15 protein-coding genes are annotated in these 16,082 nt (G+C 34.7%); 10 read left to right on the top strand and 5 right to left on the bottom strand.

The window, feature by feature from the left end:
* Positions 1-7: 7 nt before the first annotated feature.
* The 10 genes from IE051_RS17380 (at position 8) to IE051_RS17335 (ending at position 11,993) form a co-directional block, all read left to right on the top strand.
* The gene (locus tag IE051_RS17380; protein ID WP_189362692.1) at positions 8-1,390 is read left to right on the top strand and encodes a lipopolysaccharide biosynthesis protein; all 1,383 of its coding nucleotides are present in this window, start codon (positions 8-10) and stop codon (positions 1,388-1,390) included.
* Positions 1,387-2,868, top strand: a complete 1,482-nt coding sequence (locus IE051_RS17375; protein WP_189362691.1) for an O-antigen ligase family protein — start codon at positions 1,387-1,389, stop codon at positions 2,866-2,868. Before IE051_RS17380 ends, IE051_RS17375 begins: the two co-directional genes overlap by 4 nt.
* Positions 2,869-2,939: 71 nt before the next feature.
* Entirely contained in the window at positions 2,940-3,902 is a 963-nt protein-coding gene (locus IE051_RS17370) for a phosphoribosyltransferase family protein (protein WP_189362690.1), read from the top strand.
* Between the two features lie 42 nt (positions 3,903-3,944).
* Positions 3,945-5,156: a glycosyltransferase family 2 protein gene (locus tag IE051_RS17365; RefSeq protein ID WP_189362689.1), complete on the top strand. Its 1,212-nt coding sequence runs from the start codon at positions 3,945-3,947 to the stop codon at positions 5,154-5,156.
* Positions 5,157-5,160: 4 nt separating this feature from the next.
* Entirely contained in the window at positions 5,161-6,321 is a 1,161-nt protein-coding gene (locus IE051_RS17360) for a glycosyltransferase family 4 protein (protein ID WP_189362688.1), read from the top strand.
* A gap of 4 nt (positions 6,322-6,325) precedes the next feature.
* Positions 6,326-7,540, top strand: coding sequence for a glycosyltransferase (locus IE051_RS17355; protein WP_189362687.1), 1,215 nt, complete (start codon positions 6,326-6,328; stop codon positions 7,538-7,540).
* Positions 7,531-8,145: an acyltransferase gene (locus IE051_RS17350; protein ID WP_189362686.1), complete on the top strand. Its 615-nt coding sequence runs from the start codon at positions 7,531-7,533 to the stop codon at positions 8,143-8,145. Before IE051_RS17355 ends, IE051_RS17350 begins: the two co-directional genes overlap by 10 nt.
* A gap of 11 nt (positions 8,146-8,156) precedes the next feature.
* A complete protein-coding gene (locus tag IE051_RS17345) occupies positions 8,157-9,344 on the top strand; it encodes a glycosyltransferase family 2 protein (protein ID WP_189362685.1) in 1,188 nt (395 codons plus the stop codon).
* A gap of 44 nt (positions 9,345-9,388) precedes the next feature.
* Positions 9,389-9,838 carry a glycosyltransferase gene (locus IE051_RS17340; RefSeq protein WP_189362684.1) on the top strand — a complete coding sequence of 150 codons (450 nt, stop codon included), beginning with the start codon at positions 9,389-9,391 and terminating at the stop codon, positions 9,836-9,838.
* A gap of 148 nt (positions 9,839-9,986) precedes the next feature.
* Positions 9,987-11,993, top strand: coding sequence for an LruC domain-containing protein (locus IE051_RS17335; RefSeq protein ID WP_189362683.1), 2,007 nt, complete (start codon positions 9,987-9,989; stop codon positions 11,991-11,993).
* A 71-nt stretch (positions 11,994-12,064) separates the two neighbouring features.
* Here the strand turns inward: IE051_RS17335 and moaA are convergent, their stop codons facing one another.
* The 5 genes from moaA to moeB all read right to left on the bottom strand — a co-directional run bounded on the left by moaA (position 12,065) and on the right by moeB (position 16,025).
* Positions 12,065-13,072, bottom strand: a complete 1,008-nt coding sequence (gene moaA / locus IE051_RS17330) for a GTP 3',8-cyclase MoaA (protein WP_189362682.1) — start codon at positions 13,070-13,072, stop codon at positions 12,065-12,067.
* 70 nt (positions 13,073-13,142) lie between these two features.
* Positions 13,143-14,081 carry a bifunctional molybdenum cofactor biosynthesis protein MoaC/MoaB gene (moaCB, locus tag IE051_RS17325; RefSeq protein ID WP_262891396.1) on the bottom strand — a complete coding sequence of 313 codons (939 nt, stop codon included), beginning with the start codon at positions 14,079-14,081 and terminating at the stop codon, positions 13,143-13,145.
* Positions 14,078-14,443 (bottom strand): four helix bundle protein, encoded by a 366-nt coding sequence (locus IE051_RS17320; protein ID WP_189362680.1) that lies wholly within the window; start codon positions 14,441-14,443, stop codon positions 14,078-14,080. Before IE051_RS17320 ends, moaCB begins: the two co-directional genes overlap by 4 nt.
* 48 nt (positions 14,444-14,491) lie before the next feature.
* A complete protein-coding gene (locus IE051_RS17315) occupies positions 14,492-14,938 on the bottom strand; it encodes a molybdenum cofactor biosynthesis protein MoaE (RefSeq protein WP_189362679.1) in 447 nt (148 codons plus the stop codon).
* Positions 14,928-16,025: a HesA/MoeB/ThiF family protein gene (gene moeB / locus IE051_RS17310; protein ID WP_189362678.1), complete on the bottom strand. Its 1,098-nt coding sequence runs from the start codon at positions 16,023-16,025 to the stop codon at positions 14,928-14,930. Before moeB ends, IE051_RS17315 begins: the two co-directional genes overlap by 11 nt.
* Positions 16,026-16,082: the final 57 nt, after the last annotated feature.

The following is a 16,082-nucleotide window of genomic DNA, read 5'->3' as shown; positions in this document are numbered from 1 at the left end:
TAAGGAAATGAATGCAATATTTTTAAAAATAATAAAGGAAGATAATTTTCTTTCTTTAGCAGGAAACATTGTTATAGCTGCCATGGGATTTATGGGTTTTGCTTTGCTAGCCAGAGTCTTAGAAATAAATGCGTTTGCACAATGGGTTTTGTTTATCTCTGGGGGCTCTTTAGTTGAAATGTTGCGTTTTGGGATTACCAATAACGGTTTGGTTCGGTTTTTATCTGGGGCTTCTAAAAATGATAGGGATCAATTAATAGGGTCCAACGCATTGGTAAGTCTTATTGCTACGGTATTAATTGTAATTATTATTGTGGCCATCAGGCATGTCTTTAATGCCAGTATTTCCGAGTCCGGTTATGTCCTTTTTTTTACTTGGTATCCTGTCTTGGCATTTGTAAATCTTCCTTGGAATAATGCTCTTGTGGTTCTGCAAGCAAAAATGGAATACGGTAAAATATTGATAATAAAAACCATTAACAGTGGTTTGTTTTTCTTCTTTTTAGTTTTGAATAGTCTTTGGCTCGAGCTTTCTATTGAATGGCTGGTAAGTGGATTAATAGTGGTAAACTTAATTTCTTCTACAGTTTGTATTTTAAAAAATTGGGATGGCTTTAAATTAATATTGAAAACAAAGAAAGCAACCACTAAAATGTTATTAAACTTTGGGAAGTATAGCACATTTACACTCATTGGGACCAATTTGTTAAGAAATGCCGATGTCATCATTATAAGTATTAGTCCTTTAGGAAATGCAGCGGTTGCACTTTTTAGTATTGCGCTTAAGCTTACAGAATTACAACAAATACCTTTAAGAAGTTTTACCGCTACTGCTTTTCCCAAAATGTCCAAAGCCAGTTTGGAAGGTAGAATTAAAGATGTTCAACATTTATTTCATGTTTACTCCGGGGCATTGACCTATTTATTCATTTTTATGTCTTTATTTACCTTCATATTTGCTGAAGAATTTGTAATGCTTATATCTGGAGATCAATATTTAAGTCCGAATTATTCCGACTTCAATATCGTTACTCTAGTAAGAATTCTTACGGTCTATGGGGTACTACTTCCCATTGATAGAATGACAGGAATTGGTTTGGATAGTATAAATAAACCAAATATTAATGCACTCAAAGTTTTAATTATGTTAACCACAAATATTATTGGAGACTTGATTGCTGTTTATCTATTCGAATCCCTTAATCTCGTGGCTTTATCAACACTTGTATTTACTTGTATAGGTATTGGTATAGGCAGTTTTTTTCTCAATCAACAATTCAAAATTTCTTTAGCTGCAATAGTCAAAAATGGAAATCGATTTTATAAAAATTTATGGGTTAAAGCACAAGTGATATGTAATGCATTTGAAATTAGTAACAGTAAGATATGAGCTTATTTAGTAATTATACAAACCCTTTTGAATTTAACGCGGGGTCTTCACGGTTTACAAATTTAAACATCCTTGTTCCTGTATTGGCTATATTAACAGTAATTACAGTGGTCATTGCTAAAATGGGGGTAATTGGGTTTGTAATAACCTTAAGCTTCTTAATGCTAATAAGCCTGGTTTATGCCATATTTCAAAACCCCAAAATGGGCATAATATTACTCATTGTTTTGGGCTTTTTTGTCACCGGAATAGCGAGGTATATTCCCGCGCCTTGGGGGCTATCTATAGATGGTTTACTGGTTTTACTTTATGTGGCACTGTTTTTTAAAGGCTTTGCCAATAAAATACCATGGCATAAAGCTAAATCCTCACTTACTTTGCTAGTATCAATTTGGATGGGTTATATAATTCTACAACTTGGAAATCCAGAAGCACAGAGTTTGGAAGCTTGGTTCTACGCTATGCGTGGCGTGGCATTATACCAATGGCTTTCAATTCCGTTGTTTTTTATGTTATTCAATAAACAAAAAGATTTGAATACCTTTTTTGTGATTTGGGGCATTTTATCCATTTTAGGAACGTTAAAGGGCTTTCAACAGTTTCAGTTTGGCGTTGATCCTTTTGAGCAAAAGTGGTTGGATCAAGGTGGTGCAGAAACACATATTTTATTTGCGAAATTAAGGGTTTTCTCTTTTTTTTCTGATGCGGGGCAGTTTGGAGCTTCGCAAGCTCAGGCAGGGGTGGTCTTTGGAATATTGGCTTTGTTTAAAAAAGGCAATATCAAATTAAGGGCTTTCTTTATTAGCGTGGCTTTATTTGGATTTCTAGGCATGCTGATTTCGGGTACTCGGGGTGCTATAGCCGTTCCTGCCTTAGGTGGGATTGTATTCTTGATATTAAGAAAAAATCTCAAAATTCTTTTACTTGGTGCTATTCTAGGCATCTCAGTATATGTGTTTTTTGCTCATACCAATATTGGTCAAAATAATGCCGAGATTAGAAGAATGCGCACTGCTTTTGATCCCAATGACGCCTCATTCCAAGTGCGCCTGGCAAATCAGAAAAAGCTTAAAGGTTACTTAGCATCGCGTCCTTTTGGTGGTGGCGTTGGTGCCACCGGAAATTGGGGACAAAGATTTACCCCACATACTTTTTTAGCAAATACAGCTACAGACAGTTGGTATGTTATGATTTGGTCAGACACTGGGGTAATTGGCTTGATGTATTACCTTTTCATGTTGTTTTTTATTCTTTTCACAGGAGCTTGTAATGTCTTGTTCAAAATAAAAGATGAAAATTTGAAGATTCAAATTACAGCTTTAACTTGTGGAATGGCTGGCATCATGATGGCATCCTACGGCAATGGTGTTTTTGGTCAAATGCCTACCGGCATACTCATGTATGTTAGTATGGTATTCATGTTTAATTCGCCACAAATTGATGCACGTAAGCGAAAAGCATCCATTCAACTACACTAAACTTCTATCCATCGAAATATCATGTAATTAGGTGCTATGTCAGCGTAAGTTTGTGACATAATCTTATTATTATGAACTACAGAAGTATAGACGATTTAAACCATATAATTCTTAAGAAACTTGACATTATCCCAAAGGATATTGATTTAATAGTTGGTGTTCCAAGAAGCGGCATGTTGCCAGCAAATTTATTGGCCTTATATCTTAATTTACCGTATACAGACATTCATTCTTTTAAAAATGGATTTGTCTATAAGGCAGGCGCAAGGAAACAATTTTTTAATACCACAGCGTATAAATCCATTCTTGTTGTGGATGATAGTATTGCATCAGGAGCTGCCCTTTTACAATGTAAAAATGATTTGAAGGATTTCGAATCTTTATACGATATAAAATATTGTGCGGTTTATGTAACTCCAGAAAACAAAAACCTAGCAGATTATGCTTTTGAAGTAGTTTCAACACCAAGATGTTTTCAGTGGAATATTTTTAATCATACCGCATTAGAGAAATCCTGTTTTGATATTGATGGTGTTTTATGTGTCGATCCAACCGATGCCCAAAATGATGATGGGAAGGCATACAGAGATTTTTTGAAGCATGCGGCACCCTTGTACATTCCAGGAAGTAAGATAGGAACAATTGTGACTTCTAGACTTGAAAAATATAGAGCGGAAACAGAATGTTGGTTAAAAGTAAATGGAGTTAAGTATGACAAGCTTGTGATGCTCGATTTGCCAGATATGATGGCAAGACAAAAAGCAAACAATCATGGAGAACACAAAGCAGCGACCTATGCGGATCATACTTATAATTTGTTTGTTGAAAGTAGTTTGGTTCAAGCAAGAGAAATCAATAGACTGACCAAAAAACCAGTGTTCTGTACAGAGAATTTTGAAATGATTTATGACTCAGAATCCATCATTTATAACATAAAAAGTGGAAGGTACATGCCTTTTCTTCGTCGTTTTGCCTTAGACCTACGATTCAAATTAAAAAGCAAGAAGGCCAAATTACGTAATGCTTTTGCTTAATCCAGCTACTAAATAAGATTCAATAATTTCAATTTATCACCTATGGAACTCATTACTCTATTTTTACAATATGCCATAAAAACCTTCGAATATGTATTATTTGTATACCTAGGTCTTTCTTGTTCGTATGTTTTTGTATTTGCTATTGCTGGTCATTTTTATAAAAGTAAAAAACATAGGTCCGTTAAAAAATTCAATAAAATGGCAGTCTTGATTCCAGCCTATAAGGAAGATGCTGTTATTGTTGAAGTGGCTAAATCGGCATTGCATCAAAACTATCCCAAAGATAAGTTTGATGTTGTTGTTATTGCAGATTCCTTAAAAATGGAAACATTAAATGCATTAAAATCGCTTCCAGTACAACTCGTTGAAGTTCATTTTAAACAGAGTACAAAAGCCAAAGCTTTAAATAAGGCCATGGCAGATTTATCTAATACCTATGATCATGCCATTGTTCTTGATGCCGATAATTTGATGGAGGCACATTTTTTATTAAAAATGAATGCTGCATTTGAAGATGGTTGTCAAATAATTCAAGGCCATAGAACCGCTAAAAATAAGAACACCTCATTTGCAATTTTAGATGCTGCAAGCGAAGAAATCAACAATTTTATTTTTAGACAAGGTCACCGAGCCATGGGGCTTTCATCGGGACTTATAGGATCGGGCATGGGATTTGAGTACGGCTTATTTAAGAATGTTATGTCTAAAGTTTCAGCCATTGGAGGTTTTGATAAAGAACTAGAATTCAAATTCGCCAAAGCGAAAATTACTATAGAATATCTCAAGGATGCTCTGGTTTTTGATGAAAAAATTCAAAAAGGTTCAGATTTTTCAAATCAAAGAAAACGTTGGTTAGCTACACAATTTATTTACTTAAGCGCCAATTTTAAGCAGGCGTGGACAGAGCTCTTCTTAAACTATAATTTGACCTATTTTGATAAGGTTATTCAGTTGTTAGTTCCACCTAGATTAATACTTCTTGGCATTACAGGCCTTGTTACTTTAATTTACGCCATATTGCATGGTATAGGTAGCACTCAAACTGCCATGACATATTTGTGGATGGCTAGTCTAACGCTAGTATTCACGTCTTTTTTATTAGCATTACCAAAATCATTTTATACCATAAAAACCATCCGGGCATTGGCTGTACTGCCTATGGCTTTTGGTAGAATGCTGCTTTTATTATTTAAACTTAAAGGTGCTAATAGAAAATTCATTCATACAACACACAGCATTGTTAAAAATTAGGGTGATGAGAATTGGCATTGAGGCACAAAGGATATTTCGAAAGCATAAACATGGTATGGATCGGGTGGCTGTAGAACTAATTAATAACCTTCAAAAGATGGATACTAAAAATGAGTATTTCATTTTTGTTAAACCGGGTCATGATGCTGAGGTTATAAAACCAACTCCAAATTTTAAAATTATAGAAATCTCTGGTGGGCCATACCCTTTATGGGAACAATATAAACTTGCTAGGCAGGTAAAAGCCTATCAATGTGACGTTCTGCATTGCACAAGTAATACGGCGCCCTTATTTGTAAATATCCCATTAGTGACAACACTTCATGATATTATATTTATGGAAGGCAGTCTGATGAATTTGTTAAGAAGTGGAGCAATGCCTTACCAGAAGTTTGGCAATGTTTATAGAAGAATGATTGTGCCAAATATTGTAAAAAAAAGTACAAAGTTAATTACGGTTTCAAATTTTGAAAAAGAAAACATCTCAAGCTTTTTTAAAATGAAGAATGATAAATTACAGGCTATTCATAATGGTATTGGTCCTCAATTTACAAGCCAAATTGATGCGCAGTTATTAATAGAGGTAAGACAAAAACACAAGTTACCTGAGCACTATTTTTTACATATAGCAAATAAAGATCCTCGAAAGAACACGAAAATGGTATTGAAGGGATTCAATCAATTTTTGAAGAAAAACAAATTGAATACGTCATATAAATTGGTGCTTCTTGGCTATACAGAAGGTGATTTAAAAGAAACCTTGAATGTATTGAAGCTTGAAGGCCTAGAGCAGTCTGTGGTTTTGTTGGGGTATATCAATGACGCAGAACTACCTGCTATTTATGCACTTTCTGATTTGTTTCTTTTTCCATCATTACGTGAAGGGTTTGGCATTCCAATTATTGAAGCCATGGGTTGCGGGGTCCCAGTGATAACATCAAATAATTCATCCATGCCAGAGGTAGCGGGTGAAGCAGCACATTTAATACATTCAAATGATGAAAATGAGTTAACACATGGAATGCTTAAAATATGTAATGACAAAGACTACAAAACAAAATTAATCACAAAAGGTATTGAGCGTAGCAAGCATTTTACTTGGCAGTGTATGGCAAGCAAAGTGTTGAAAATATATCAAGAATTAGATCTAAAACTTAAAAACTAAAATTATGATTAAAGGCAAAGATATTATCGTGTTTAGTATACAACCTTATGATATTGAAATAGGAAGTAATTGTAAAAATATTGCCCTTGATTTTGCTAAGGATAATCGCGTTTTATATGTAAATCCTCCTTTGGATAGAATTACCAAAATTAAGAAGAGACATCGGCCTGAGATACAGAAACGGATAAAAATATCTAATGGAGAAGCTTCTGATCTAGTTCAGATAACCAACAACCTATGGAATTTGTACCCAAAAGACACCATTGAATCCATAAATTGGATTCATTCCCATCATGTTTTTAAAATTCTAAACAAACGTAACTGTAGCATATTAAGTGGAAATATAAAATCGGCCATAGATCGTTTGGGATTTTCAGATTACATATTGTTTAATGACAGTTCCATGTTTTTAGGGCAGTATTTAAAAGAATTTTTACAGCCCAAATTATATACTTATTACGTTAGAGATTTTTTGGTTAAGGTTCCCTATTGGAAAAAGCATGGTGCTAAATTAGAGCCAGAACTCATTGAAAAAGTTGATGTTGTCTTAAATAATTCACAAGTTTATGCGGATTATGCAGCAAACTATAATGAAAACAGTGTGATGGTGGGGCAGGGTTGCGATGTTGAGATGTTTACTGATTCAGGAAACCATATAAAAGCTCCAAAGGAATACAGTAATATACCAGGGCCAGTTGTGGGATATGTTGGTTCTCTGACGTCATTACGCTTAGATATTAAGTTACTAGAATTTATTGCGCATCGAAAACCGGAATGGAGTATTGTATTAGTAGGTCCAGAAGATGAAGATTTCAAAAATTCAGCATTACACCAATTACCAAACGTTTATTTTCTTGGTAGAAAGGATAGTCAAGATTTACCGGCGTACATAAAGGGCTTCGATGTTGCCATGAATCCGCAGGTGGTAAATGACATTACGGTAGGGAATTATCCTAGAAAAATAGATGAATATTTAGCCATGGGGAAACCCATAGTGGCTACGTATACCAAAGCCATGGAGATGTTCAAAGAGCATGTTTACCTAGGAGACACTAAGCAGGACTATTTGAAGTTAATTGCGCAGGGATTAGCTGATAATTCAGCAAATAAAAAAGAGCAACGTATTGCTTTTGCAAAGAGTCATTCTTGGCGTAATAATGTAAAATGTATTTATGAAGCAATAATAGCATCAACTAAAAGGCAAATATCATGGAATTAACGGCAATACTAAAAGAAACACCACAATTAAAAAAAATAGCACATTGGTCTATTGTTATTCCAAACCAATCCCGGCCCCGTTTTTGGATAAAATGGTTTGTAAATCCATTTGTCCATAAAAAAGGTAGAGGTGCATGTATAAGAAAGCGTACGCGATTGGATGTCGTGCCATGGCGCAAATTTAACTTAGGCGAATCTTCAACCATAGAAGACTTTACAGCTATAAATAATGGCGTAGGAGATGTGATTATTGGAGACAGAACACGCATAGGACTGAGTAATACCTTAATTGGACCTATTACCATTGGTGATGATGTAAGGCTGGCTCAGAACGTTGTCTTATCTGGATTAAACCATAACTACGAGGCTGTGGATTGTCCAATTCATGCCCAGGGCGTTTCTACCAAACCTATAGTTATTAATGATGAATCTTGGATTGGTGCTAATGTTGTTATTGTGCCAGGAGTTACCATTGGAAAACATGCCATTATAGCCGCAGGAAGTGTGGTTACCAAAAATGTACCGTCCTATGCGGTAGCCGCAGGAAACCCTGCCAAGGTTATTAAGACATACAATTGTGAAACTAAAACATGGGATAAACTATAAAATAAAGAGCTATGGAAAATTTAAAATTAACCTTTTGGATATTATTATTTATTGTGTTTTACACCTATGTAGGTTATGGATTAGTGTTATTCCTTCTAGTTAAGATAAAACGCGTTTTTAAAACCAAGGGAATACAAAGTAAATCAAATTATCAACCAGAAGTAACCTTACTTATCCCAGCGTATAATGAAAAGCATTTTGTAGCACAGAAAATGCAAAATTCTTTAGACTTAAATTATCCTAAAGATAAATTAAAAATTTGCTGGGTAACTGATGGGTCCAATGACGGAACAAATTTGAAACTGGCAGACTATGATATGGTGGACGTATTTCATGAAGACCAACGTAAGGGGAAAATTAACGCGATTAATAGGGTAATGGATAAAGTTAAAACCCCAATAGTGGTTTACAGTGACGCAAATACCCTATTAGGAAAAGATGCTATCCATCATATTGTGACATGTTTTGAAGATGAAAAAGTGGGTTGTGTTTCTGGTGAGAAGCGCATTTTTAATAAGGACAAAGATGATGCAGCTGGAGCAGGTGAGGGCTTGTATTGGAGGTATGAATCCACCTTAAAAAAATGGGATGCCGAACTTTATTCGGTAGTAGGGGCCGCTGGCGAATTATTTGCTATTAGAACAGCACTTTATAATGAAGTTGAACCCGATACGTTACTTGATGATTTTATGATTTCCCTTCGTGTAGCCCAAAAAGGATATACTATTCAGTATAATCCAAAAGCCTATGCCATAGAATCAGCTTCTGCAAATGTAAAAGAGGAGCTAAAACGAAAAATTAGAATTTCAGCTGGAGGCATTCAATCGGTTGTCCGATTACGTGCCTTGCTTAATGTGTTTAAGTATAAAACATTGTCTTTTCAATATATCTCCCATCGTGTATTAAGATGGACTTTAGCGCCATTATGTTTAATGCTGCTTATACCCATTCTTGGTGTTTTATCTTATAATGAAGGCGGCTTAGACTTTCATATCTATACTACTTTGTTTTGGCTTCAAGGCTTTTTTTATGTAGCGGCATTATTAGGCTGGTATCTTAAGCATAGAGCTATTAGCTTAAAAGTATTATATGTCCCTTATTACTTTTTTATTATGAATTATTCGGTGGTATTAGGTTTTGTGCGTTACATGAATAATGCCCAATCTGTTAATTGGGAACGTGCCAAAAGAGCGGCTTAATTTAAGAGAATAATCAATTATTAAAACGCAAAGGAAGAGAAATAATGAAACTTGGAATTATTATTATTTGCCACAATAACGAAAATGAAATAGATAAAGACTTTTATTTTAAGTATTCAAACAAAATAAAAGAACTGGAAATTTGCCTTGTAAATAATGAAAGTAACGACAATACAAATGAAATTTTAAAAGTAATCAATGAGCAGTGCGAGCGCGTTTCAGTGGTTAATGTGAAAAAGAAAAAATCAGATATTTCAGCTGTTAAAGCAGGAGCTAGGTATATGTTTAATCAATTTAATATTGAGCATTTGGGCTATGTAACATGTTTGAATAGTACAGATATGAAGGTCTTAATTGAGGCTATTAAACAGAACGTATTGGTACTCATAAATCTGAATATTGCACTAATAAATCAATCAGAAATAAAGCCTACAAAATTTCAAAGATTATTCTCCATCACAGATTATTTAAGCAGAATTAACGGTGTGAATTAATTGGTAATAAACAAAAATCCATTCATCTAATTATAACTACCAACCAACTATATCATGGTGCAAACTAAAGAATAAAATAATAGTTCTCCACATGTATTAATAGCTTTGAATTATAATAGAAATCAGAGACTCCTTAAAAAATCAAATTATGAATAATCAGATACTAAAAACCATGCTATGGGCTGCCTTAATTATCTTTAATGGTTGTGAGGTCATTCCGGAAGTTGAAGAATCCAATATCACATCAAAAACAGAAAACAATGCTATCATTGTTCCAGAGGGCTTTGATTTTAGTACCAATCAAGAAATAGAAGTTAATATAACTTCTAATAGTAATTCTGCGCTATTTGAAGTTTATGCCTATTCCGATGAAAAATACTATTCTGGCACAGAAACGTTCGAAAATCAAGAAGGGCAAATTGTCACTGAAGATATCTATAAATCAGAATTAATTGAGAAATTAATATTTTCTGGAGTTCCAAAAAACGGAAAATTATCGCAAACCATTAGCTTGCCAAAATATTATGATCAACTCTATATTCGGGAGAATGAGAATTTAAGATACAACGCAACCGTTGTCGATATTGTAAATCAGGAGGTGAATTTCAATCAATCAGGAGCTAGTAATAGCGTGATTAGTACATCCAACGTAACGAATGTTGTATTTGATTATCTGTTTTGTGTTAATGGGGCTTCTGAATTATTTCAAGTAGATCCTTTAACCGGAAGTGTAACGTACTTGTCTGATATGCCAATGGGTAGTTGGACTTGTGCAGTCGATCAGGGAAATAAGGCCCTGTATTCTATTGGAAAATCTAGCCCTTATCCATTAATGAAATATTCTATTGAAAATGATTCATGGGAAATCATTGCTAATATTGGGAAAGGCGGTCCTAGATTGGAGTATAATTACAGAGATGGATTGTTATATTTTTCATCTGGAGATAAGTTATACACCTATGACCCCAATACAGGTGCCAATATAAATACATGGGATATCATTGGTTTGCACAATACAAGTGGTGGAGACCTTGCTTTTGCCGAAGATGGAGCCTTATTTTTATGTACTTTCTCAGGGTTATATAGGTTAGAGTTAGATGCAAATAACACCTATCAAAGTTTTAGAATAAGTGCCGATAATCTACCATTTCAACCAACTTCTATGACATTTGATTCTAACCAGGAATTATGGCTAGCTAATAACGCCAGTAGTTCAGATTTAATCATTATGGATACCCAAACAGGAGGCTGGCAATATAATTATGGCGTTAGTGCTGATAATGATACAGCCATAGGAAGGACCATTAATGATTTATCAACATTTAGAGTCACCACAGAAATAGCAGATGACCCGGACACAGATGGTGATGGTATTGTAGATAGAAACGACAGTTATCCGGAGGATGCCAATAAGGCTTTTGAAATGTTTACACCTAGTAAATATGGATGGGGAACTGTTGCTTTTGAAGATTTATGGCCTACTAACGGTGATTATGATTTTAATGACTTAGCGGTTAATTATAGAGTAATTGCAGTTTTAAACGCCGATGGAGAGGCCGTACAAATAGATTTTATGATTAATACCAAATCAAACCGGGCCAGTTTCACCAATGGCTTTGGCATTGAGATGGAATCCATATTACCATCTCAAATTGAAAGTGTTTCGGGCAATATCTTGATCCATGATTATATCAATCAGAACGTTAACGGTACAGAAGCAAATCAAGATAATGCGGTGATAATCATATTTGATGACTCCAATTCCATGTTGCAAGAGGAAAATATTGTTTCTGTTAAGTTTACTTCGCCCATCAGTACAAGTGTATTGGGTGCGGCTCCGTTTAACCCCTTTATGATTATTGATAAAACACGGGAAAAGGAAGTACACTTGGCTTATAAGGAAAAGACATCATTAGGTGTTAGTACGTTTAATGTGGAGGGTACTAATAATGACGAAGATGGAAATTATATTAGCAATAATGGGTTTCCTTGGGCCATAAATATTGTCCATGATTTTAAAGTGCCCAAAGAAAGTAATGCTGTAAATAAGGCCTATAACCATTTTAATTCTTGGGCAATATCGGGAGGTAATGATTATAAAGATTGGTATAAGGATAACCCCGGGTATCGCAATGCTGAAAATATTCAGAATTAGCTCGTGATGTTCTTGAAATAAGGATTAAATTTTAACATGATACGAATATCATGATGATAACCATTGGGGGATTATCCTCCAATGGTTATCATACTTCTATTGTTGTTGTGTAGCTTAGGCTCTTGGAGCTTTTTTAGCGTATCCATCCCCCCACGAACTTTAAACTTAGCGCGCACTGCTTTTTGAATCACAGGCTCAATCGATTTTCCTGCTCTAAGTGTGGTTAATAAATCAGATTCGCCAGAAGAAAACAAACAGTTTTTTAATTGGCCATTTGCAGTTAATCGCAATCTATTACATGAATCACAAAACGGATTGGTTACAGAGCTTATAATAGCGAAGCTACCTTTATAGCCTTTTATTTTATAGTTTTTTGATGTGTCATTTGGTGCATCTTGTAAACGTTCAATTTTATTTGCTGGGAAAGCCTCATTCACATAGGTCATTACTTCAGCATAAGATACCATTTTACTCATATCCCATTTGTTACCATCAAAAGGCATAAATTCTATAAACCTAACGGAAACTGGTAGGTCTTTAGTGAAATTGATAAAATCTATGATTTCGTTATCGTTAAAACCTTTCATTAAAACCGCATTCACTTTTACTGTGAAACCTGCTTTTACAAGCAATAAAATATTATCATGAACCTTTTTGAATTCATGACGTCTAGTAATGTGTTTAAACTTGCCTTCATCTAATGAATCTAAACTCACATTAATTTTATTAACGCCGTTAGCCTTTAAAACATCAATAAACCTATCGATAATTACTGCGTTAGACGTAATAGATAATTCAACAGGAAGTGTTGCTAATTTTTCTAAAATGACGGGAATGTCTTTTCTTACCAGAGGTTCTCCGCCTGTTAATCTAATTTTAGTAACCCCATGATCTACAAAGGTTTTAGCAATCTCATAGATTTCTTCGTAGGTCATTAAATGACTTTTGGGCGAGAGTTGAACGCCATCTGAAGGCATGCAATAGGTGCACCGTAAGTTGCAACGTTCTGTTAAAGAGATACGAAGGTAGGCATGATCTCTGCCATGTGTGTCTTGTAATATGTTTTTATTGTCGCTCATGTCTTCGCTCTATTTAATTGTTGAATTTTGGAACAGTATTATCGGTTTAATGATTCTACGAATACATACTCTAATCGTGTCTTGCACCTTTTAGTATTCTAAAACTATGTAATACCGCCGGGAAAATAGCATCCATAGATTCTTTTGCTCCATTTGTTGACCCGGGAAGCGCTAAAACTAAGGTGTCTCCAAGTGTTCCGGCAATACTTCTTGAGAGCATAGCAAAAGGCATTCGCCCTTGTCCGTAGCTTCTAATCGCTTCTTCAATACCCGGTATTCTTCGCTCTAAAATTGGCAATAAGGCTTCTGGTGTTACATCTCTACCAGATAACCCAGTACCTCCAGTATAAATGACCATATCAAGACCTTGCTCTTGATACGATTTTACTTTTTGCTGAATATCCTCAACTTCATCTGGAATTATAACATATTCAGAGATTTTTACATCACAGGCCTCTAGTTTATTGATGATAGCTTTTCCTGCTTTATCTTCTTTATGACCAGCAGAAATGGTGTCACTACAAACTACCACAGCAGCTCTTAAATCTTTCCTAAATTGATCTTTAAAATCAGATTTTCCTCCTTTTTTCTGCAATAGTTTTATGGCGTGTATTTCAATACCTTTATCAATGGGTTTTAGCATGTCATACATGTTTAAGGCCACTACACTTGCACCATGCATTGCTTCAACTTCAACCCCTGTTTTGTAAATGGTTTTTACCGTAAATAACACCGTGATTTCTAAACCATCAATTTTATATTCAATCCCAGTAAACTCAATAGGTAAGGGATGGCAATCTGGCAAAATATCTGGGGTCCGTTTAACACCCAATAGGCCAGCTGCTTTACTCATGGCGAAGACGTTGCCTTTTGGGACCGTATCGTTTTCAATGGCTGTTATAGTTTCTTGTTTGCTAACCTTTACGACTGCTTGGGCGACGGCAGTTCTTAATGTTGTGTTCTTGTTTGTAATGTCTACCATATTATGTTGATCTGTAGAATTGTTTATTTGTTTAACTGCGATTTGCGTAATGCATTTAATTTATTGGATATTTTTTCAATTTCTGTTCTTAGGTTTAGATATTCATTGTCGTTTACAAAGTGCAATTCTTTAGCAATAATTATTTGATTTAGTACTTCCTTCAATGAGCTAAATGCCATTGTTGAAAAATGTACTTTGTCTTTATTGGTATTTCTCGAAGTGCCTTCAGCTAAATTAGAAGCTACAGAAATTGATGCACGTCTTAATTGATTTGTTAACCCAAATTTTTCTTCACTGGGAAACTTTTGGGTAATCAAATATATTTCTTTAACGAATTCTTTAGAGTCTATCCAAACATTTAATTTTTCAAATGAAAATGTGTACGACATTTTTTTACTTTTTATAGTTCAGGGATTTAACAAATCAACAGTTAAACATCAAGTATTAACTTTCCATTGATGAGATTCATCCTCAAAGATCTCTTTACCAAAAACAGGAACATGCGCTTTTATCGCCTCCACAATATATTCTAAAGCTTCAAAAACTACTTTTCTTCTTGGAGAAGACACAAAAACAAATAGGCATATTTCTCCGGCTTTAACAGTTCCTAAACTATGGTAAATATGCATGCAGGTTAATTCGAATTTTTCAAAAGCAGATTCTCTAATCTCATGAAATTTCTCATTAGCCATATCTTCATAGGCAGTATAATCAATGGCTGCAACCGTTTTCCCTTCGATGTCATCAGCACGTACTTGTCCAAGAAAAATGTTGTGTGCACCAATACTTGTTTTGGTTTGATGTTTATAAATTGAATTCCCTATAAATTCTGAAGTTATTGCGCCTTCCTTGAAAACACTTTTTATTGGTTTTTTATCTTTCATCAGATGGTGATTTTTTATGTTCTTTTAAATAGTTATTTATTTCACTGGCCCCTTCAAGTAGACTGAAACAGTTTGTAATGTTTAGGTTTTTTAATAGCTCTACAGCTTTTTTACTTCGTATTCCAGATTGACAAAAGATGAGTTTCTTTTTAGAGCTATCAATTTGATCAAGAAACGTTTCCAAACGACTTAAGGGGATTGAAGTTACTTCTACGTCAGTTATTTTAGGTTGTTCATGAACCTCCCTAACATCAATAAACTGAATACTATCTTCTGGAAATACAGCACTAATAGAAATGCTTTGTGTTTCATTTTGGCAATTGATATTGATTTGCTGTTCTTTGAAGCTGTCCTTGTCCTTTAAAACAGATTGTATAATAGCCGAATTTCGTGTTACTTTTAAAGTTGATGTTTGGCTTTTAAGCGCATTATAACAAAATAATTTTCCTGATAATACATCGCCTAAACCTAGAATAAGTTTTAAAACTTCATTGGCTTGCATGCTCCCAATAATTCCAGGTAGAACGCCTAAAACCCCAATATCTGAGCAATTGGGAACAGCATCCTTTTGAGGTGGGGTGGGGAAGAGGCATCTGTAGCTAGGTCCATTTTCATAATTGAAAACAGCTATTTGACCTTCGAACTTATAAATGGCTCCAAAAACTAAAGGTTTATTTTTAATAATACAGGCATCATTAACTAAATAACGCGTTTCAAAATTGTCAGAACCATCTACAATAATGTCATATTGCTGAAAAATTTCAAGCGCATTTTGATAGGTGAGGGGTTCTGGATAGGCATTAATGGAAATGGCATCATTCAAATCTTGCAAGCGTGCCTTGGCTGCAAGCGCTTTGTTTTTACCTATGGAGGATGCCCCAAATAAGACCTGACGTTGTAAATTGGATAATTCAACAACATCAAAATCAATAATGCCAATTGTGCCAACACCCGCAGCTGTTAGGTATTGCAAAATTGGACAACCCAATCCACCAGCGCCGATAACTAATACTTTGGCATTGGATATTTTATCCTGACCTTCTTGTCCGATTTCAGATAAAATGATATGTCTATTGTATCTACTCATTGTTGTTGAATCATGTGCTCATTGCGTCGTTTAAAATATTAACGGCTCAATGAGAAA

Source organism: Algibacter mikhailovii (genome assembly GCF_014651495.1).
GTDB lineage: Bacteria > Bacteroidota > Bacteroidia > Flavobacteriales > Flavobacteriaceae > Algibacter_E > Algibacter_E mikhailovii.
Note: the sequence above shows the minus strand (reverse complement) of the source record. Positions and strands in the feature narration are given on the sequence as shown.